The organism is Clostridium sp. YIM B02506 (genome assembly GCF_022324845.1).
Classification (GTDB): domain Bacteria; phylum Bacillota; class Clostridia; order Clostridiales; family Clostridiaceae; genus Clostridium_T; species Clostridium_T intestinale.
Genome location: NZ_JAKGTG010000001.1, coordinates 273,446 through 294,076, shown reverse-complemented (window position 1 = coordinate 294,076; position 20,631 = coordinate 273,446). Strand labels below are relative to the sequence as shown.

Sequence of the window (20,631 nt, the reverse complement as noted above, 5' to 3'; positions counted from 1 at the left end):
TTGATATAATTCTACAGAAAAATAGAAATTATTAAAAAACTTTTAAAAATTGGATTTCATAATAAATTTTTTGTATGCTATAATAAAACCATATATGACAAAACTGGCTAACTATTTTGATGAAAAAATTGAGAGGTGTTTATATGATCGAATTTAAGAATGTGAGTAAGCTTTATAATAATAACGTAAAAGCTTTGGTAGATGTTAACATAAAAATAGAAAATGGAGAATTCGTTTTCCTAGTTGGTCCTTCCGGTGCAGGTAAATCAACATTTATAAAAATGCTTATAAAAGAAGTAGATCCTACTAATGGCAAAATAATAGTTAATGGAACTGATTTATCAGCAGTTAAAAGAGCACAAGTACCATACTATAGAAGAAAAATTGGAATGGTTTTTCAAGACTTTAGACTTATTCCTACTCTAAATGTATATGAAAATGTTGCGTTTGCAATGAGAGTAGTTGAAGCATCTCAAAGAGAAATAAGAAGAAGAGTTCCAATGGTATTATCTTTAGTTGGATTATCGCACAAATACAAAATGTTCCCAAATGAACTTTCTGGTGGAGAACAACAGAGGGTTTCTTTGGCAAGGGCAATAGTTAATAATCCATCAGTATTAATTGCTGATGAACCTACAGGGAATTTGGATCCAGAAACTTCTACAGAAATAATGAATTTATTAGATGATATAAATAGAGCAGGTACTACTATACTAATGGCTACGCATGCTAAAGACATAGTTGATACCATGAAAAAGAGAGTTATAGCTATAGAAAAAGGTACGATAGCAAGAGACATCATGAAAGGTAGGTATGAAGATGAAATTAAGTAGTATAAAATATTTTATAGTAGATGCATTTAAAAGTATAAGAAGAAATTTAACTATTAGTATTGCATCAATGGCTACAGTTTTAGTTACATTACTTATATTTGGAGTTTTCTTGTTAACAGCATTAAACATAGGTAAAGGTGTAGCGGATATAGAATCTAAAGTTGAGATAATGGTAGTACTTAAAGACGATGTTACAATGATGGATCAACGTGAAATTGAAATAAAACTAAGAAAAGAAACTGGAGTTAAAGATGTTGTATATGAATCTAAAGCAGAAGCTTTAGAAAAATTTAAAGGTCAATTAAATGAATATAAGGATTTGCTTAATGGATATGATGATAAAAACAATCCACTTACCAATTCATTTTTAGTAAAACTAGAGAAACCAGAATATGCTGAAGAAGTGGCTGATTCTGTATCTAATATGACTGGAGTAGAAAGCGTAGAAAATGATCAAGAATTGATTAATAAAATTGCTTCTTTTACAAAAGCTATAAGATGGGTAGGCGTAGTACTATTTATAATATTAGTTGGAGTATCGCTATTCTTAATTATAAATACAATAAAGCTAACAGTTTTCTCAAGAAGAAGAGAAGTTGGAATAATGAAGTTTGTTGGAGCTACAGATTGGTTTATTAGATGGCCATTTATAATAGAAGGTGTAATTATAGGTTTATTAGGTGCTGTATTATCTAATATTGTTCTATATTCATCTTATAGTGTATTATTCTCTGTAATATCTAAACAACTTATTACTATGACATTGGTATCTCCTAGTTATGTATTAACAGTGATGCTTGGAGAGTTTATAATAGGTGGAATATTAATTGGTGCATTTGGAAGTTTCATAGCTCTTAGAAAATTCTTAATAGTTTAACAAATATGGTATAATATTCTCTACATATGTTAATATATTTAAAGCAAGGATGTATGAAAGGAAGACAAAATATGAATAATAAATTTGTTGAAGTAAAAAGAAAATCAAAATTTCCTAAGATTTTGATAGCAGTAATAATTGCCTTGCTATTTCTAGGGAGTAATATTTTCTTCTTTTTCTTAGGGAATAGGCTAACATTAAATGGACTAGTAATTCCTTGGGGAAGAGGGGAAATAAGTGAATCACTTAAAGGAATAGACAATGTAGAGAAATTTAAAAAACTATTTTCAATTAGAGATGAGCTTTATTTAAAATATGATGGTGAAATCGATGAGGATAAATTAGTAGATGGAGCTATTAAAGGAATGACTGAATCATTAGGAGATCCTTACACAGTATATATGACAAAAGAAGAGGCTGAAAGTTTTAATAGTAAAATGCAAGGAAACTTCTCAGGAGTAGGGATACAACTTGACATAAAGGATGAGAATATAGTAGTTGTAACACCTATTGAAGGTTCTCCAGCAGAAAAAGCAGGTATCTTAAAAGGTGATGTTATATTAAAGGTTGACGGAAAAGACGTTTCATCTAAAGAGTATGACAAAGCTGTGGCTATGATCAGAGGGGAAAAAGGAACAGACGTTACCCTAACATTATATAGAGAAGATAAAGGCAATTTTGATATTAAACTAAAAAGAGATACTATAACAGTAAAATCTGTTGAAGGTGAGATGTTATCAAACGGAGTTGGATATGTTACAATAAGTTCTTTTGATGAACATACAGATAAAGAATTTTTAGATACCTTAAACAATTTAAAGGGTAAAGGAATGAAAGGTATAATATTAGACCTTAGAGGAAATCCAGGTGGATATATGCATACCGCAGTATCTGTAGCATCTCAATTTATTCAAAAAGATAAGGTAATAGTAGCAACAAAAGATAAGTATAATCAAGAAGAACATGCTTTATCACAAGGTGGTAGCTTCATTGGAACGCCTCTAGTGGTACTTATAGATAATGGAACAGCATCAGCTTCAGAAATTGTATCCGGAGCTTTTAAAGATTATAAAGTAGCGGATTTAGTTGGAACTAAAACTTTCGGAAAAGGTGTAGTTCAAAGACCTCTAGAATTAGACGATGGGACTTTATTAAAGGTAACAATTTCTAAGTGGTATACTCCTAATGGAAACAATATTCATAAAAGTGGAATTGAAGCTGATTATGAAGTGGAGTATCCAAAAGAATTGGCAACTGCAAAATATAATAGAAGTAAAGATCCTCAATTTGCTAAAGCTTTAGAGTTGATAACAGAAAAATTAAAATAGGAGGATTTAAGACTATGGATCTAACCTTATATACATTAAGATCTGTAGCATCTGCGATAATAGGACCATCGATAATAGTTGTTATATTATTAGGGGTAATGTTCTATTTTAAAAATAAGAAGATATCATTTATGCAAAAAATGATAGTAGGGGAGAGTATTAACTCTCCCCTAGAACTTACTTTGTCACAAATAGTTTTAGGTATTTTTGCAGGTGCAATTGGAAGCTTATTATTAACTTACTTTGGTATAATGTTTAATGAAAATTCAAGGATAGAGTGGTTGTTTTTAGTATCAATGTTATTGATGTTATATAAACCTAGATTCGTATGTTTTTCATATAGTGGAGCTATAATAGGAGCCTTAACATTAATTTTAACGTTTATATATGGAGATCAATCTCCAATAAAACTAGATATAGTACATTTAGTAATGTTTGTAGGAATTATTCATATAGTAGAAGGGTTTTTAGTTATTATTGATGGAAGCAGAGGAGCGATACCTGTATTTACTAATAAGAATGGTAAGATATTAGGTGGGTTTGCACTTAATAGATACTGGTCTTTGCCTATAGCTGTGTTAATAATAATGAATTCATCAGGAAGTTATATAGGAACACAAAGTGTAGGAACCCCTGATTGGTGGCCAATACTTAATCACAGCTATACACTAGATATTTTAAAGACAGCAATAATAGGATTATTTCCCTATTATGGAGTTGTAGGATATTCATCTATTACTTTTTCCAGTACCAAAAGAGAAAAGACATTACTGTCTGGTTCATTAATTTCTCTTTATGGAATTTTATTATGTGGTGTTGCATTGATAGCTGGCCTTGGGATTTCAGGAAGTATAATTGCTTTGATATTTATGCCTCTAGCCCATGAAGCAATGCTTAGGTTATCTAGCTACATAGAAGAAAAAAAGTCGCCGATATATACCAGCGATGAAGAAGGAATATGTGTGCTTGAAGTAGCACCAAGATCACCTGCATTTGATGTTGGTATCAAAAGTGGTGATAAGATACTTGGTATAAATGAAGAAATAATTAGCAATGAAGCTGAAATATATAAGATTGTTAAAGAAAGCTTCAATGATGTAAAATTAAAAGTGAAAAATATAAATGGCATAATATGTGACTATACATTAAAACCAGATATAAATAGAAGAATAGGGGTAGTATTAGTTCCTAAAATGGTTAAGCAAGAAGATGCTATGCCTTTAGATAATGATTTTAGAAGTGTTTTAGAGAAGGTTAGAAATAGGAAAAACAATAAAGAATAAAGACTAATAAGTAATGTAAGCTAATCTGAAAATAAGTATTTATTTATGGGTTTAGCTTACCTTTTTAATTAATGAGTAAATATTGACTAAGAGAGAATATAAATATAGAATATATTTAGGAACTTATGTTCGATGAGTAATTTAAGTTAGTTTTATTAAGGAGTAGGAGGAAAATATGGGTAACTTTAAAATAGAATCAAAATTTAAACCTACAGGCGACCAGCCTCAAGCTATAGCAAGTATTGTAAATTCCTTGAGAAATGGTGAAAGAGGGCAAACCTTATTAGGTGTAACTGGTTCCGGTAAAACTTTTACTATGGCAAATATAATTGAAGAAGTTCAGAAACCTACATTAATACTTGCACATAATAAAACACTTGCAGCCCAATTATGTGCTGAATTTAAAGAGTTTTTTCCAAACAATATTGTTGAATACTTTGTGTCATATTACGACTATTATCAGCCGGAAGCTTATGTAGCTCATACAGATACTTTTATAGAAAAAGATGCGTCAATTAATGACGAAATAGATAAGTTACGTCACTCAGCTACGTCAGCATTACTAGAGCGAAGAGATGTAATAATTGTTGCTTCCGTATCTTGTATATATGGATTAGGTAACCCAGAAGAATATAAGAAACTTACTATATCTTTAAGAGTTGGTATGGAAAAAGATAGAGATGAAATAATGAGAAGACTTATAGAAATTCAATATGAAAGAAATGATATAGACTTCGCTAGAGGTACATTCAGAGTTAGAGGAGATTCTTTAGACATAATACCAGCATCATCATCTAACAAAGGAATAAGAGTAGAATTTTTTGGAGATGAAATTGAAAAGATAAGAGAATTTGATGTTTTGACCGGTAAGATAATTGGAGATAGAAAACATGTATCTATAACTCCTGCATCCCACTTTGCTGCATCTAATGAAACTGTAGAAAAAGCTTTAACAACCATAGAAGTTGAATTGGAGGATAGACTTAAGGAACTAAATGCAGAAGGAAAACTTTTAGAAGCTCAAAGATTAAAACAAAGAACAAATTTTGATATAGAAATGATTAGAGAGATGGGGTATTGTACAGGAATAGAAAATTACTCTAGAATTCTAGATGGAAGGGCTCCAGGAACCTCGCCTCAAACTTTAATTGACTATTTCCCAGAGGATTTTCTGCTTTTTATAGATGAATCTCATGTAACTTTACCACAAGTTAGAGCAATGTATGCAGGAGACAGAAGTAGAAAAGAATCTTTGGTGGAATATGGATTCAGACTTCCTTGTGCATATGACAATAGACCACTGAAATTCCAAGAATTTGAGAAAAAAATAAATCAGGTTGTTTTTGTATCAGCTACACCAGCAGTATACGAAATAGATAATTCTACGAATGTTGCAGAACAGGTAATTAGACCAACAGGACTTCTTGATCCTGTGATTGAAGTTAGACCTGTAGAAGGACAGATCGATGATTTATACAGTCAAATAAAAAATACTGTAGATAAGGGTTTTAGAGTTCTAGTAACTACATTAACAAAGAGAATGGCTGAAGATTTAACTAAGTATCTTAAAGATCTAGGAGTAAAAACAACTTATATGCATTCAGATATAGAAACAATTGAAAGAATGAAAATAATAAGAGATCTTAGATTAGGAGAAGAGGATGTTCTTGTAGGGATAAATCTATTAAGGGAAGGATTAGATATACCTGAAGTAGCTTTAGTAGCTATATTGGATGCCGATAAAGAAGGATTCCTTCGTTCTGAAACGTCACTAATTCAGACTATTGGTAGAGCAGCTAGAAACGCGGAATCAAAAGTTATAATGTATGCTGATAAAATAACTAATGCTATGGATAAAGCTATAAAGGAAACTGATAGAAGAAGAGAAATTCAGATAAAATATAATGAAGAGCATGGAATAACTCCAACTACAATAATTAAAGATGTAAGAGAAGTTATTGAAGCTACAAAGGTTGCTGAAGATAAAGAAGTATACGGATTATCTGAGTTAGTTACTGAAAGTATAGAAAATAAAGCAGAATTAATAAAGAAATATGAAGAAGAAATGATAGATGCAGCTAAAAATCTACAATTTGAAAGAGCAGCAGAATTAAGAGATAAAATAAAGAAGCTTAAAGGTAAGAAATAGGATTATTGCACTATGCTTAATAGTGCAATAATCCTATTTTAATTTTATAGAAAAAATAGTTATTAAAGTAGATTAATAAATGAAATAATATAACAATAGGTGATATTTATGATAAAATTATTAATTAGATATCAATAAAAATTTGGAGGGTTATATGGGATTTCATGTTAGAATGAAACAATACTCAGAGGACTTTACACAATCGGAACAAAAGATAAGTGAATATATATTAAAAAATCAGGAAGAGGTAGTTAATCTTTCTGCTCAAGAATTAGGAGAAAAAACAGGAACTTCTCCAGCATCAATTGTAAGATTTTCTAGAAAACTAGGATTTTCTGGATTTGGAGAATTGAAAATTGAGATAGCTAAAACTACTAGTTCTGAAGAGGAACAGTTAGATACTATTATTTCACCTAAAGATTCAGTATCAGATATAACAGAAAAAGTGATAAATAGAGCAGTCACTTCTCTAAAAGAGACATATAGCCTAATAAATATTAAGGATTTAGAAGAAGCTATAAGTCTAATGAGAGAAGCTGAAACAATATATTTGTTTGGGATAGGAGCATCATCTTTAGTAGCAATGGATTTGATGCATAAACTAGTGAGAATAAACAAAAGAGTTATATTTAATATAGACAGTCATTTACAACTTTCAGCGGTAGTACATATTACGGCAAAAGATGTGGCTATAGGGGTATCATATAGTGGGAAAACAAGAGAAGTGAATGAAGGTATAATAAGGGCCAAGGAAAAAGGAGCCAAAGTAATAAGTATTACTAACTGTAACAAAAATCCGCTTTCAAGCATGAGTGATATATCCTTAAATATACCTAATGAGGAGAGACAACTGAGATTTGGAGCTATATCTTCTAGATTGGATCAATTGGCACTGATAGATATACTATTTCTAGGTATAGCTATTGGAGACTTGGATAAAATTGAGGATATGCTAATGGAAACAAAGGAAATAGTAAAAAAGTTAAAATAGAAGTAAAAAGACATTTTCTAAATTTAGAAGATGTCTTTTTATTTCATAAAAATAGGAATAAAATAAAATTTTATTTCATAAAATGAAAAATATACTTGAAATATTATTTCAAAAGTGTATAATAATAATTGAAAGTGAAAACATTTACGCGGGGTGATATTTTGAAAAGAGTTGACTTAAATAAACTAGTAACAGAAAGCAGAAATAAAAACACTAAAAATATAGACAAAGTAACTACCATGGAAATGCTTACTCTAATAAATAATGAGGATAAAAGTGTTCCATTAGCAGTTGAGAAAGAAATACATCATATAGCTAAAGCTGTAGATGCCGTAGCGGAAGCAGTTCAAAATGGAGGAAGACTGATCTATTGCGGAGCAGGAACATCAGGAAGATTAGGTGTATTAGATGCATCTGAGTGTCCCCCTACTTATGGAGTTGATTCAAGTTTGGTTCAAGCTCTCATTGCTGGAGGTAAAGAAGCAATGTTTAGTGCAATAGAAGGTGCGGAAGATTCAAAAGAACTTTGTGCAGAAGACCTAAAAAATATAAAGTTTTCTAATAAAGATGTCTTAGTAGGAATTGCTGCATCTGGAAGGACTCCTTATGTAATAGGTGGATTAGAGTATGCTAAAAGTATACAAGCTACAACTGTTTCTTTAACTTGCAATCCTGATTCAGAGATTAGTAGCATAGCAGATATTGCTATAAGCCCTGTAGTAGGTGCAGAAGTAGTAACTGGATCTACTAGAATGAAAGCTGGTACAGCACAAAAGTTAGTTTTAAATATGATATCAACAGGAGTAATGATAAAAATAGGTAAAGTATTCGGAAACTTAATGGTTGACGTTAAAGCGAGTAATGAAAAGCTTGTTGAAAGAGCAAAAAGAATAGTAGTAGAAGCTACTGGGGTGACTAGAGAGGAAGCTACAGAAGCACTAGAAAAAGCAGAATATAATGTGAAATTAGCTATATTTATGATTGCTTCTTGTCTGGAAAGGAACGAAGCACTGAAAAGATTAGAGGAAAGTAAGGGATATATATCTAAAGCTATAGAAGCCTTGGAAAGTTAGTTTGTTGAAAGGAGCATTAGCTCTTTAAATATAAGAAGGGAGTGGAATAATAATGACAAATTTAGAATTAGCAAAACAAATATTAGAAAAGTTAAGTGGTAGTAATAATGTTGTCAGCTTTGCAAACTGTATGACTCGATTAAGGGTTAAGGTAAAGGATGTAGAAAAAGTTGATATAAGTGGACTTAAGAAACTTGAAGGAGTTCTTGGTGTTGTAGAGGATGAAACAATTCAAGTTGTAATAGGACCAGGTAAAGTAAAAAAAGTTGCAGATGAGTTTGGAAAACTTGTGGGAATACAGGGAACTCAAATAGAAGAGGGTAACATTAAAGAAGATCTAGCAAAAGAAACAAAGGCAAAGTATAAGAAAAAACAAAATAAAAAAATACACCAAGTCTTAAAAGTAGTTGGTAATATATTTGTACCTTTAATACCAGGATTTGTTTCAGCAGGACTTATATTAGGAATTGCCAATGTAATAACTAACATGGCTACAGCAGGAATCATTGATAAAGGTGTTATTGATGCATCTTGGTTTACTATACTAAAAACAATAGGTTCGTTAATGTTTGGTTCTCTAGGAGTTTTCACTGGAATAAATGCTGCAAAAGAATTTGGGGGAACTCAAATACTTGGAGGTATAGCGGGATTATTAATTTATTCACCAGTTCTATCTCAAGTAAAAACTTTAAATATTTTAGGAATGAATTTATCAATATCAACAGGACTTGGAGGAGTACTTGGAGTAATACTTGCTGCATATATATTTGCTACTATTGAAAACTATTTAAGAAAATTTATACCAGATTCGTTAGATTTATTAGTAACGCCATTATTAACAATATTAATAGGTTCTTTTATAACTCTTGCTATTATAATGCCTTTATCAGGAATAGTGATGAATTCAATTACTTGGTTCTTAGTAGATTTCTGTTTATATAAACTTGGAGCATTAGGAGGATACATTTTAAGTGCAACCTTCTTACCTATTGTAACAGTAGGTTTGCATCAAGGATTAACTCCAGTTCATTTACAACTAATAGAACAAAATGGATTTACAACTTTGCTACCAGTTCTTGCAATGGCTGGAGCAGGACAGGTTGGAAGTGCTATAGCAATTTATGTAAAAACAAAAGATAAGAATTTAAAGAAAAGAATTGCAAGTGCTTTACCAGTAGGATTTTTAGGTATAGGAGAACCATTAATATATGGAGTTTCTTTACCACTTGGAAGACCATTTATAGCTGCTTGTATAGGTGCAGGTTTTGGTGGAGCATGGAGCGCTATATATCATTTAGGTGCTATAGCTGTAGGTCCATCAGGATTAGCTTTAATACCACTTATTGCACAAAGTAAATACTTTGCATACTTTATGGCTCTTATAATTTCATATGTTGCAGGTTTTATAATAACATATGTATGGGGCTTTAAAGAAGAAATGGTAGAAAGATTATACGATTAGTTTTTAAAATGAGGATAAACTTAATTTTTAGTTTATCCTCTATTATTATAATATCCTAATGTCCTAATATCCGAATGTTAGGACATTAGGACATGTAAATATAAAATTTAATTGATAAAAAGGAGGAAATGATATGCTTGGTATTTCAATATATTTAACTGAGAAGGAAGAAGAGAATTATAGAAGAATAGAGGAAGCTTCAAAGTATGGATTTGATAAAATATTTACATCACTTCATATACCAGAGGATGATAATAAAGATAAACAAGCTGAACTTTTCAAAAAGATATGTGATAAAGCTAAAAGCTGCTCAATGGAGGTATATGGAGATTTTGGACCAGACAGCTTTAAAAGGTTAAATCTTAGTCTTAATGAAATAGATAAGATTCATAATTTTGGATTAAGTGGAGTAAGAGTTGATTATGGATACAGTGAAAATAAGATAGCTGATCTTTCACATAAGATTAAGATATTTTTAAATGCTAGCACAGTATCAGAAGAACAGGTTAAAAGTTTAAAAAGTTTAGGAGCAAATTTTCAAAACATAGAAGCATGGCATAATTTTTATCCAAGACCTGAAACTGGACTGAGTAAAGAGTACTTGATTGAGAAAAATCAATTATTTAAGAATTACGGAATGAAGGTATCAGCTTATGTTGAAGGAGATAAAGTTAAGAGAGGACCCTTACATTTAGGACTTCCAACGTTAGAAGAACATAGAAATGGAAGCACTTATCATAATGCTGTAGAATTATTATATGATTGTAATGTAGATAATGTTTATGTTGGAGATATAGAAGCAGAACGAAGTACATTAGAAAGAATGAGCTATTTAAAAGCTAATACAATAATATTATATTATGATAAAGAAAATACAATCAGGTCTTATGATGATTTATTAAATAAAATTTATACTAATAGACCAGATGAGGCTAGGGATGTAATTAGAGCAATGGAATCTAGAGGATATGCTAGTATAAATGATATTAATGTAGATCGAGATAACATTAAAGAAAGAGTAAGAGGTTCTATAACTATTGATAATAATGGTTATAAAAGATATATGGGAGAAATCCAAATAACAAAAAGAACATTAGTAATAAATGAAAATGTTAATGTTATAGGAGAAATCATAAATGAGGATAAGTGCTTGATAGATTTTATCAAAGGGGAAGTTAAGTTTAAGTTACTAGAAAAGATTTAGTTTTTAAAATATTTTATATAGAAAGAGTTAGTATTTCTTTGTATTTAGAAATACTAGCTCTTTTTTTGATGTAAAGAGTAATAAAATAAAATATTATTTCGTATATATAATACAAATCAAGAAATTTTATTTCAGAAGTGTTTAGGAGGAAGATTTATGAAAGTATTAATGGTATGTTCTGGAGGAATGTCATCAGCAATAGTTGTGAAAGCTGTAAAAGCAGAAGCTGATAGGCAGAAATTTGATTTAGAAATAAATGCAGTAGGAACTTCAGAATTCGAGGATGAACTAGCAACAAAGGAATATGATTTAGCAATTGTAGCACCACAAGTTAAGCATAGATTTGAAACTTTTAAAAGTCAGGCATCTCAATATAATGTTCCAATAGAACTCATAATTCCAATGGGATATACCCCACTAGGAGCTTCAAAAACTTTAGAACAAATTAAAAAGTATAAAAAATGATTAATTTAATAAGTAGGAGGAAGAGATATGCAAAAATTTTTAACGTGGATTGAAGAAAAGTTCATGCCACCTATGGCTAGGCTTGCTGAACAGAGGTATTTAAAGGCAATAAGAGACGGAATTATTTCAGCTTTATCACTTATCATAGTAGGATGTTTTTTCATTATCGTAGCTCAACCACCTATAGATTCATTAAAGACTTTAGTAGCACCTCATGTAGCCAATATAATGATTCCATACAGAATAACAATGGGACTAATGTCTATCTATGCAGTATATGGTATGGGTTATAGTTTAGCGAAATCATATAAACTAGATGGAATGAGTGGAGGAGTACTATCATTAGCAGGTTTTTTAATGATGACAGTTCCACTAAACATTGATGGAGTAATAAACAATGCTATTAAGGCAGGTGTAGAAGGTGCAGATAAAATAACTGCTCCAGGATGGATATTGCCTATGGGAAATTTAGGGGCAGCAGGAATGTTCACCGGAATAATCATGATGATATTCGGAGTTGAAACATTAAGAATATTAAAGAAACATAAGATAACTATAAAAATGCCTGATCAAGTTCCTGAATCTGTTGCAAGAAGTTTTGAAGCTCTGATTCCAGCAGCTGTTGTTATAATAGTATCTTGGGTAGTTAGAGTAGTATTAAGATTTGATTTAAATCAAGCAATTATAAATGTTTTTAAGCCAATAAATAATATAGTTGGAAATAGTTTAATTGGAGTAGTACTACCTGTTATATTAATAACTCTATTATGGTCAGCAGGCGTTCATGGAGTATCAATAATAGGATCTATATTGAGACCTATGTGGTTAATAATGTTAGAGCAAAATGCGTTAGACTTATCTAATGGAGTTGCATCAAATAAACTATCGTATGTTGCACCTGAACAATTTTATCAATGGTTTGTTTGGATAGGGGGATCAGGAGCCACATTATCATTGTGCCTACTTCTAATATTCTCAAAATCAACTTACTTAAGGTCTGTCGGAAGATTTTCATTAATTCCAGGACTATTTAATATCAATGAACCTTTGATATTTGGTGTACCATTAGTTTTAAATCCAATATTAGCTATACCATTTATATTAGCACCAACTGTAATGACAATATTAAGTTATATAGCAGTTAAATCGGGAATGATATCAGGATTTGTAGTTAATGCTCCATGGACTCTACCAGCACCTATAGGAGCATATCTAGCTACTGGTGGTGACTGGAAAGCACCTGTTCTAGTAATAATAAATATATTAATAGGTGTTGCAATATACTATCCATTCTTTAAATCATATGAAGCTAAACTTATTAAAGAAGAAAATGCTCAAGTTGACGGAGCTGTTCAAGTATAGTTAAATTATAAAATAATCATGGAGTTGTCGCATTAGCAGATAAATTTTATTAGCGACTGCTCCCTTTTTAGATTATATTTTGATATGTAGTTTCTTTAGGAAACTTAAAGCCAAAGATATGAAAGTGCTTATAATCCGCATGAATACTATATATAGTTATCTATATATATAGTTATATAGATGATGCTATATTTTTTTATAGAAAAATAATAACATTAGGAGGAAAAATAATGGAAGAAAAAATTTTTGAAATAATATTACACTGTGGTGACGCAAGAGGACATGCTTTTGATGCTTTAAAATTTGCAAGAGAAGGAGGGTTTGATGAGGCAGCGGATTCAATTAAAAAAAGTGAAGAAGAACTAAGGTTATCTCATAAGACTCAAACGGAGCTTATACAATCAGAAATAAATGGAGAAAAAGTTGAAATGAGCTTGTTAATGGTTCATGCACAAGATCAGCTCATGACAGCAATCTCAGAACAAAATTTGATAGTTCAAATGATAGAAATGTGTAAAGAAATAAAAGAATTAAAAAAATAAAAAATGGAGGTGTTTTTTATGATAAACACTCTTTTAAATATATTACTATTAATAGCTTTTGTAGCTATAACTGCAAAACTCACAAAATACATGATTGAAGTGAAAAAATGGAATTTGATGAAATATAGATGGTATATTGCTTTTATAGCTCCTTTTATAATAATAATTCCTACAGTGGCATTTGAAAATTTACCTAAATTTGTATTACAAATATCGGGATTTGTATTTGGCATGAGTTGTATAATATTCTTTGAGACAACAAGATTGATGATTGAGAAGAAGGAATTAAAAGGAGTAATCTATAATAATACTATTCCTAAATATAAAAAGAAAAAATAGTGAAGAAGGTTATGTCATGAAAAAAGAAAGCTATGTAGTGGGACTGATGTCAGGAACTTCTTTAGATGGTATTGATTCGGCATTAATAAATATAGTAGAAATGGATGGCAAAATAGAAGTAAAGCTAATAGATTTTATAAATGAGCCATTGGAAGAAGAACTAAAAGAAAAAATAAAAAGAGCCTTAAGTAAAGAAAGTTCTAATGTAGAACTCATATGCAGTTTAAATTTTGAATTAGGATATGCATTTAGTAATGCTGTAAAAAATTTGTGCAAAAAAGCAAATTTTGATATTGATAAACTAGATATTATAGGATCACACGGTCAGACTATTTTTCATATTCCAAAAGCTTATGGAGAACATATAAAATCAACACTACAAATAGGAGAACCAGCAATTATAGCATATGAAACAGAAACCACAGTTATCTCTAATTTTAGAACTATGGATATGGCGGCTGGTGGTCAAGGAGCTCCTTTAGTTCCATATACGGAATATCTGCTTTATAGAGGAGATAAAAATAGAATCTTACAAAATATTGGAGGTATAGGGAATGCTACTGTATTACCGAGATATTGCAAATTAGAAGATGTCTATGCTTTTGATACTGGACCAGGAAATATGATAATTGATGAAGTTACTAAAAATTTAAAAGGAATATCATATGATAAAGATGGTTATTTTGCAAGCATTGGAAGTATAAAGCAAGACCTACTTAATGAACTAATGAGTATAGAATATATATCTATGAAACCACCTAAAACTACTGGAAGAGAATTATTTGGAAAACAATTAGTAGATTGTATTTTAAATAAATATGGGGATTTAAAGGCTGAAGATATAATAGCAACTATAACTAAGTTTACCGCTAAATCTATAGCTTATAATTATAAAAAATTTATTTTTCCAAAACTAAAAATAGACGAAGTAATTTTAGGTGGAGGGGGAAGTTATAATAAAACCCTGATCAATATGCTTAAAGAAGAACTTAAGGATGTTAAAGTATTAATACAAGAAGATTTAGGATTATCATCAGATGCAAAAGAAGCAGTGGCATTTGCCTTATTAGCTTATGAAACTGTTAATAGAAGGGCCGGAAATGTTTTGGCGGCTACAGGGGCAAGCAAAAGAGTTATACTAGGGAATATAATATTACCACCTATATAAAAATAAAAGGAGATAGAGATATGAGAAAATTAGGAATTTCAATTTATCCTACACATGCAACATTAGAAGAAAATTTAGCTTATATAGATTTAGCTGCGAAATACAAGTTTAAGAGAGTTTTTACTTGTCTTTTATCCGTTGAGGGAGATAAAGAAAAGATTGTTGAAGAATTTAAAAAAACAATTGAGCATGCAAACAAATACAATATGGAGGTAATGGCTGACGTATCCCCTAGAGTCTTTGGAGACTTAAATATAAGTTATGAAGACCTAAGCTTTTTTAAGGAAATAGGAGCCTATGGAGTAAGGTTAGACATGGGTTTTACAGGGAACGAGGAATCCTTAATGACTTATAATCCCCAAGGATTAAAGATAGAATTAAATATGAGCTCAGGAACAAAGTATATAGATAATATTCAATCTTATAAACCTAATATGAATAACATAATGGCTTGTCATAATTTTTATCCACATAGATATACAGGATTAAGTTATGATCATTTTATAAAGTGCTCAAAACAGTATAAAGAATTAGGAATAACTACAGCAGCATTTGTAAACTCCACTGAGGCTACATTTGGTCCTTGGCCAGTAAATGAAGGGTTATGTACTTTAGAAATTCATAGAGAAATGGGTATAGTAGCACAAGCTAAACATTTATGGGCTACTGGATTGATTGATGATATAATAATAGCTAACTGCTTTGCGTCAGAAGAGGAATTGAGGCAATTAAGCGAGATAGATCCATATTGTTTATCATTTAATGTAGAAATAAATAAAGATGTACCTAATGTTGAAAGAAAAATTCTTTTAGAAGAATTGCATTTTAACAGAGGAGATGTTTCGGATTATGTTATTAGGAGTACACAAAGCAGAGTTAAGTTTAAGGGACATGAATTTATTCCATTTAACACAATAGATATGAAAAAGGGAGATCTAGTTATAGAGACTTCTCTTTATGGACATTATGCAGGGGAACTGCATTTAGTAAAAAAAGAAATGAAAAACTCAGGAAAATCTAATGTTGTGGGGAGAATAGTTCCAGAAGAACAATTTTTATTAGATTTTATTGAACCATGGCAAAAATTTAGATTAAAAGAGGTTAAGTAGAAACTGTTGCATTGCAGCAGTTTTTTTGTGGAAAAGTTATAGCTTTATATAGTTAAACAATTAAAACTTTATAAAAAGTTATAAAGTTTTAATTGTTTAAAGTTCTAATAGCCTAGAGATTCATTAATTACTATAACTTTTATTCTATTTTTTATAAATTGACCTGTTATTAGGACAAAATCATTACATATGCGTTCTTTATGGTTACAGTCTATACATCTATCTAATTTAGTACAGGGAGTAGATTTCCCTAAACGTTTTGCATCTAAGGGGGCAGCTATTTGGCGAGTTCTTTTGATTGCACTATCTAGATTTTCAACTATTTTGTTAATACCAACCACAATAATTACTTGCTTAGGACCGTAGAGCATAGGGGCAACACGGCTTCCATTACCATCTATGTTGAAAATTTTTCCGTCTAGAGTAATGGCACTTGTACCAGTAATAAATGTATCAACACTAAAATTCTTTATATATAAATCACGTTTTTCTTCTTTAGATAAGTTTGGATTAAATTTATCTAAAAATCTGTAATTATCATTTCTTAAAAACTTAAAAACACCTGTATTTTCTAAAGTTACGGAATCACCTGAACCTACTGAAGAACCTTGTGGTATTAGTTCAGATAATAGAGCTAATAATTCTTGAGTGTTATTTACAAAGTATCCAGCCATATTATTCTTTTCAAGATTGTTTATTAATTTTGTAATATTTTGATTCATTTACTCACCTCGAAAGCTTTTGAAAGATAGTATATCAAATAAATAAGGGAGCATCAATATATAGAAATATATATTTCTATAGAATAGATTGTTGACTAATGCACTTGAAAGATTTAAAATATAAACTATACGAACAGACGTTCAACAATATATATAACAAATTTGAATTTACTCAGAATTTTAGGCAAAAATATTAGATAGGAATTTATAGAAGTATATTGATCAACAGGAGGATTAAATGAAGGATAAGATAATTATTAAAGGTGCAAAAGTTCACAATTTAAAGAATGTAAGTTTAGAAATTCCAAGGGATAAACTAGTAGTATTTACTGGATTATCAGGCTCTGGGAAGTCTTCTTTAGCATTTGATACTCTTTATGCAGAAGGACAAAGAAGATATGTTGAATCCCTATCAGCTTACGCTAGGCAATTCTTAGGACAAATGAATAAACCAGATGTTGAATACATAGAGGGACTTTCTCCTGCTATATCAATTGACCAAAAGACTACATCAAAAAACCCACGTTCTACAGTTGGTACAGTTACAGAAATATATGATTATTTAAGACTGTTATATGCTAGAATAGGAACTCCACATTGCCCTAAGTGTGGAAAAGAGATAACCCAGCAAACAGTGGATCAAATTGTAGATCATGTTATGGCAATGGGGGAAAAAACAAAGATACAAGTATTATCTCCTCTTGTTAGAGGCAGAAAAGGGACTCATGAAAAGATTTTAGATAGCATAAGAAAAAATGGCTTTGTAAGAGCAAGAATAGATGGAGAAATATACGAGATTACTGAAGAGGAAGTAAAGCTAGAAAAGAATAACAAGCACAATATAGAAGCTGTTGTAGATAGATTAGTTATAAAGTCAGATATAGAGAGAAGATTAACTGATTCTTTAGAGATGGCATTAAAACTTAGTGGTGGCTTAGTAATAATCAATAAAGTTGGAGAAGAAGATGTATTGTTCTCAGAAAATTTTGCTTGTGCTGATTGTGGAATAAGTATAGATGAATTAGCACCTAGATTATTTTCTTTTAACTCTCCTTTTGGAAAATGTGACCACTGTGATGGTTTAGGAACTTTAATGGAAATAGATGAAGATTTAGTGATACCTAATAAGGAATTATCTATAATGGAGGGAGCTATTGCCTCTTGGGGAGATGGAAGACTTAAGGAGGATGCATGGACTTTTGCAGTATTAAATTCTTTAAGTAAAAAATACGGTTTTGATTTGAATACTCCTATAAAAGATCTTCCAAGAAATATTGTAGAGCTATTATTATATGGAACTAAGGGTGAGAGAGTTTCAGTAGATTATACAAAGGAAGGAATTAAAGGAACCTACAATCATGCGTTTGAGGGAGAAATTAATAATCTTAAAAGAAGATATAGAGATACTAACTCTGACCTTATTAAAGGTGAAGTAGAAAAGTTTATGAGCAATAATCATTGTCCTAAGTGTAAAGGACATAGACTTAAGCCAGAAGCTTTAGCTGTAACTGTAGGAGAGAAAAATATAAGCGAATTCACAAGATTATCCGTAAATGATGAACTCAGTTATATAAATTCCTTGGAGTTATCAGAAAAAAATAAGGTAATAAGTGAACAAATTCTAAAAGAAATAAAAAGCAGACTAAGTTTCTTAAAGGATGTAGGATTAGATTATTTAGACTTAGCAAGAAACTCAGGAACTCTATCAGGAGGAGAAGCACAAAGAATAAGATTAGCAACTCAAATAGGATCATCTTTAATGGGAGTTTTATATATACTAGATGAACCTAGTATAGGACTTCATCAAAGAGATAATGACAGGCTGATTAAGACCTTAAAACACCTAAGAGATGTTGGAAATACGGTTATTGTAGTTGAACATGATGATGATACAATAAAAGAAGCTGATTTTGTTGTAGATATAGGACCAGGAGCTGGAGAACACGGTGGAAATATAGTAGCTGCTGGAACTTTAGATGTTATTAAGAATTGCAAAGAGTCTATAACAGGCCAATATTTAAGAAAAGAAAAAGTAGTAGAATTACCTAGTGAGAGAAGAACAGGAAATGGTAACTTCTTATCTATAAAAGGAGCAAAGGAAAACAATCTTAAAAATGTTAATGTTAAAATTCCATTAGGATTACTAACAATGGTTACAGGTGTATCTGGCTCCGGGAAAAGTACCCTAGTTAATGAAATTTTATATAAAGGATTATATAAAATTATAAATAGAGCTAATATCGTTCCAGGTAAACATAAAGAAATAACAGGATATGAGGCTATAGATAAGATAATAGATATAGATCAAAGCCCAATAGGAAGAACACCACGTTCTAATCCAGCCACATATACTGGAGTTTTTGATATAATCCGTGAACTTTTCTCTCAAACTACTGAGGCAAAAATGAAGGGGTATAAACCAGGCAGATTTTCTTTTAATGTAAAGGGTGGAAGATGTGAGGCTTGCTCTGGAGACGGAATTATAAAAATAGAAATGCAATTTTTATCAGATGTTTATGTACCTTGCGAGGTTTGTAAAGGAAAAAGATATAATAGAGAGACTTTAGATGTAAAATATAAAGGTAAAAATATAGATGACATATTAAATATGACAGTGGAAGAAGGATTAAAATTCTTCGAGAATCTACCAAGAATTAAGAATAAACTTGAAACCTTGTATGATGTAGGTCTAGGATACATAAGATTAGGTCAACCATCAACACAACTTTCTGGTGGAGAAGCTCAAAGAATAAAATTAGCCTATGAACTTTCAAAAAGAAGTACAGGGAAAACCTTATATATTCTTGATGAACCAACAACAGGTTTACATATAGATGATGTTAATAGATTAACTCAGATAATTAGAAGACTTGTTGAAGCCGGAAATTCTGTAGTAGTAATTGAACATAATTTAGATATGATTAAATGTGCGGATTATATTATAGATTTAGGTCCAGAAGGTGGAGATGGAGGTGGCACTATAGTAGCTACAGGAACTCCAGAAGAAATTATTAAGGTTGAAAGTTCATTCACTGGTAAATATCTTAAAAAATATTTAGAATAAGATCAGGTGTAAGTTGATTGAGTTGGGGTATCCATAAAGTGTCATAAATTGACTAGTGGGTACCCTAAAATAATATATAATTTTATAGGAATTTCTTAAGATTACCTGAAAAATGCAATATTTGTAGTTTTTTTGTTGTATAATCATTAATGTACTAGTGAGACAATATAAATAAGAGTATGAAATAATAATTGAGGTGAGTACATGAGTTTTCAGAAATTGATAGGAGTGGTCTTTGCAATTTTATTTATTGTGGTATTATACATAATTATTTACTACGCGCTTAAAATTATGTACAAAGATGTAAAAGGCGGAAATAGAACAAAGGGTTCATCTAATAAAGAAAAATTAGCCTATGGGTTAGAAGTTGTTAATGAAGGACAAAACTCTAATCTAAAGAAAGGCTCTCTTATACATGTTAGAAACACTGTAACAATAGGAAGAAAAGATGATAATTCTATTATTTTATCTGATACCTTTGTTTCAGGTAACCATGCTAAGTTATATGTGAGAAATAATGAGTTTTATTTAGAGGATTTAGATAGTACTAACGGAACTTATATTAATAATCAAAAACTACAAGGAAGAATGAAGTTAAAAATGAATGATGAAATAAAAATAGGTACAGTAGTATTTAAAGTGATGTAACTGGGGTGAAAA

General features: G+C 30.6%; 18 protein-coding genes. 17 read left to right on the top strand and 1 reads right to left on the bottom strand.

Annotation, left to right across the window (positions count from 1 at the left end; all coding sequences use genetic code 11):
• Positions 1–143: 143 nt before the first annotated feature.
• The 15 genes from ftsE (at position 144) to L1S49_RS01220 (ending at position 16,185) form a co-directional block, all read left to right on the top strand.
• Positions 144–833: a cell division ATP-binding protein FtsE gene (ftsE, locus tag L1S49_RS01290; protein WP_021803535.1), complete on the top strand. Its 690-nt coding sequence runs from the start codon at positions 144–146 to the stop codon at positions 831–833.
• A complete protein-coding gene (gene ftsX, locus L1S49_RS01285) occupies positions 820–1,710 on the top strand; it encodes a permease-like cell division protein FtsX (protein WP_238902309.1) in 891 nt (296 codons plus the stop codon). The genes ftsE and ftsX overlap by 14 nt, the downstream gene beginning before the upstream one ends.
• A gap of 71 nt (positions 1,711–1,781) precedes the next feature.
• Positions 1,782–3,038 (top strand): S41 family peptidase, encoded by a 1,257-nt coding sequence (locus L1S49_RS01280; RefSeq protein WP_073019179.1) that lies wholly within the window; start codon positions 1,782–1,784, stop codon positions 3,036–3,038.
• A 14-nt stretch (positions 3,039–3,052) separates the two neighbouring features.
• Entirely contained in the window at positions 3,053–4,321 is a 1,269-nt protein-coding gene (locus L1S49_RS01275) for a PDZ domain-containing protein (RefSeq protein ID WP_238902221.1), read from the top strand.
• Between the two features lie 175 nt (positions 4,322–4,496).
• Positions 4,497–6,470 (top strand): excinuclease ABC subunit UvrB, encoded by a 1,974-nt coding sequence (uvrB, locus tag L1S49_RS01270; RefSeq protein ID WP_238902220.1) that lies wholly within the window; start codon positions 4,497–4,499, stop codon positions 6,468–6,470.
• 154 nt (positions 6,471–6,624) lie between these two features.
• The gene (locus L1S49_RS01265; RefSeq protein ID WP_021803532.1) at positions 6,625–7,461 is read left to right on the top strand and encodes a MurR/RpiR family transcriptional regulator; all 837 of its coding nucleotides are present in this window, start codon (positions 6,625–6,627) and stop codon (positions 7,459–7,461) included.
• A gap of 161 nt (positions 7,462–7,622) precedes the next feature.
• Complete coding sequence (gene murQ, locus L1S49_RS01260; RefSeq protein WP_238902219.1) at positions 7,623–8,534, top strand: N-acetylmuramic acid 6-phosphate etherase; 912 nt, start codon at positions 7,623–7,625, stop codon at positions 8,532–8,534.
• 52 nt (positions 8,535–8,586) lie between these two features.
• Positions 8,587–9,996 carry a PTS transporter subunit EIIC gene (locus L1S49_RS01255; RefSeq protein ID WP_238902218.1) on the top strand — a complete coding sequence of 470 codons (1,410 nt, stop codon included), beginning with the start codon at positions 8,587–8,589 and terminating at the stop codon, positions 9,994–9,996.
• 133 nt (positions 9,997–10,129) lie between these two features.
• Complete coding sequence (locus L1S49_RS01250) at positions 10,130–11,200, top strand: MupG family TIM beta-alpha barrel fold protein (protein WP_238902217.1); 1,071 nt, start codon at positions 10,130–10,132, stop codon at positions 11,198–11,200.
• Between the two features lie 156 nt (positions 11,201–11,356).
• Positions 11,357–11,665 (top strand): PTS sugar transporter subunit IIB, encoded by a 309-nt coding sequence (locus L1S49_RS01245; protein ID WP_238902216.1) that lies wholly within the window; start codon positions 11,357–11,359, stop codon positions 11,663–11,665.
• 27 nt (positions 11,666–11,692) lie between these two features.
• On the top strand, positions 11,693–13,027 hold the full coding sequence (locus tag L1S49_RS01240) for a PTS transporter subunit EIIC (protein WP_238902215.1): 1,335 nt from the start codon (positions 11,693–11,695) through the stop codon (positions 13,025–13,027).
• Between the two features lie 230 nt (positions 13,028–13,257).
• Positions 13,258–13,569 (top strand): PTS lactose/cellobiose transporter subunit IIA, encoded by a 312-nt coding sequence (locus tag L1S49_RS01235; protein WP_073019188.1) that lies wholly within the window; start codon positions 13,258–13,260, stop codon positions 13,567–13,569.
• 18 nt (positions 13,570–13,587) lie between these two features.
• The gene (locus L1S49_RS01230) at positions 13,588–13,908 is read left to right on the top strand and encodes a hypothetical protein (protein ID WP_073019189.1); all 321 of its coding nucleotides are present in this window, start codon (positions 13,588–13,590) and stop codon (positions 13,906–13,908) included.
• A gap of 16 nt (positions 13,909–13,924) precedes the next feature.
• The gene (anmK, locus tag L1S49_RS01225; RefSeq protein ID WP_238902214.1) at positions 13,925–15,076 is read left to right on the top strand and encodes an anhydro-N-acetylmuramic acid kinase AnmK; all 1,152 of its coding nucleotides are present in this window, start codon (positions 13,925–13,927) and stop codon (positions 15,074–15,076) included.
• A gap of 20 nt (positions 15,077–15,096) precedes the next feature.
• A complete protein-coding gene (locus L1S49_RS01220) occupies positions 15,097–16,185 on the top strand; it encodes a MupG family TIM beta-alpha barrel fold protein (protein ID WP_238902213.1) in 1,089 nt (362 codons plus the stop codon).
• A 104-nt stretch (positions 16,186–16,289) separates the two neighbouring features.
• Here L1S49_RS01220 and L1S49_RS01215 read toward each other — a convergent pair whose 3' ends face one another.
• Positions 16,290–16,907 carry a lactate utilization protein gene (locus tag L1S49_RS01215; protein WP_238902212.1) on the bottom strand — a complete coding sequence of 206 codons (618 nt, stop codon included), beginning with the start codon at positions 16,905–16,907 and terminating at the stop codon, positions 16,290–16,292.
• Positions 16,908–17,145: 238 nt separating this feature from the next.
• Between L1S49_RS01215 and uvrA the strand changes: the two genes are divergently transcribed.
• Positions 17,146–19,971, top strand: coding sequence for an excinuclease ABC subunit UvrA (uvrA, locus tag L1S49_RS01210; RefSeq protein ID WP_073019193.1), 2,826 nt, complete (start codon positions 17,146–17,148; stop codon positions 19,969–19,971).
• Positions 19,972–20,175: 204 nt separating this feature from the next.
• Positions 20,176–20,619 carry an FHA domain-containing protein gene (locus L1S49_RS01205; RefSeq protein WP_073019194.1) on the top strand — a complete coding sequence of 148 codons (444 nt, stop codon included), beginning with the start codon at positions 20,176–20,178 and terminating at the stop codon, positions 20,617–20,619.
• The last annotated feature ends 12 nt before the right edge of the window (positions 20,620–20,631 follow it).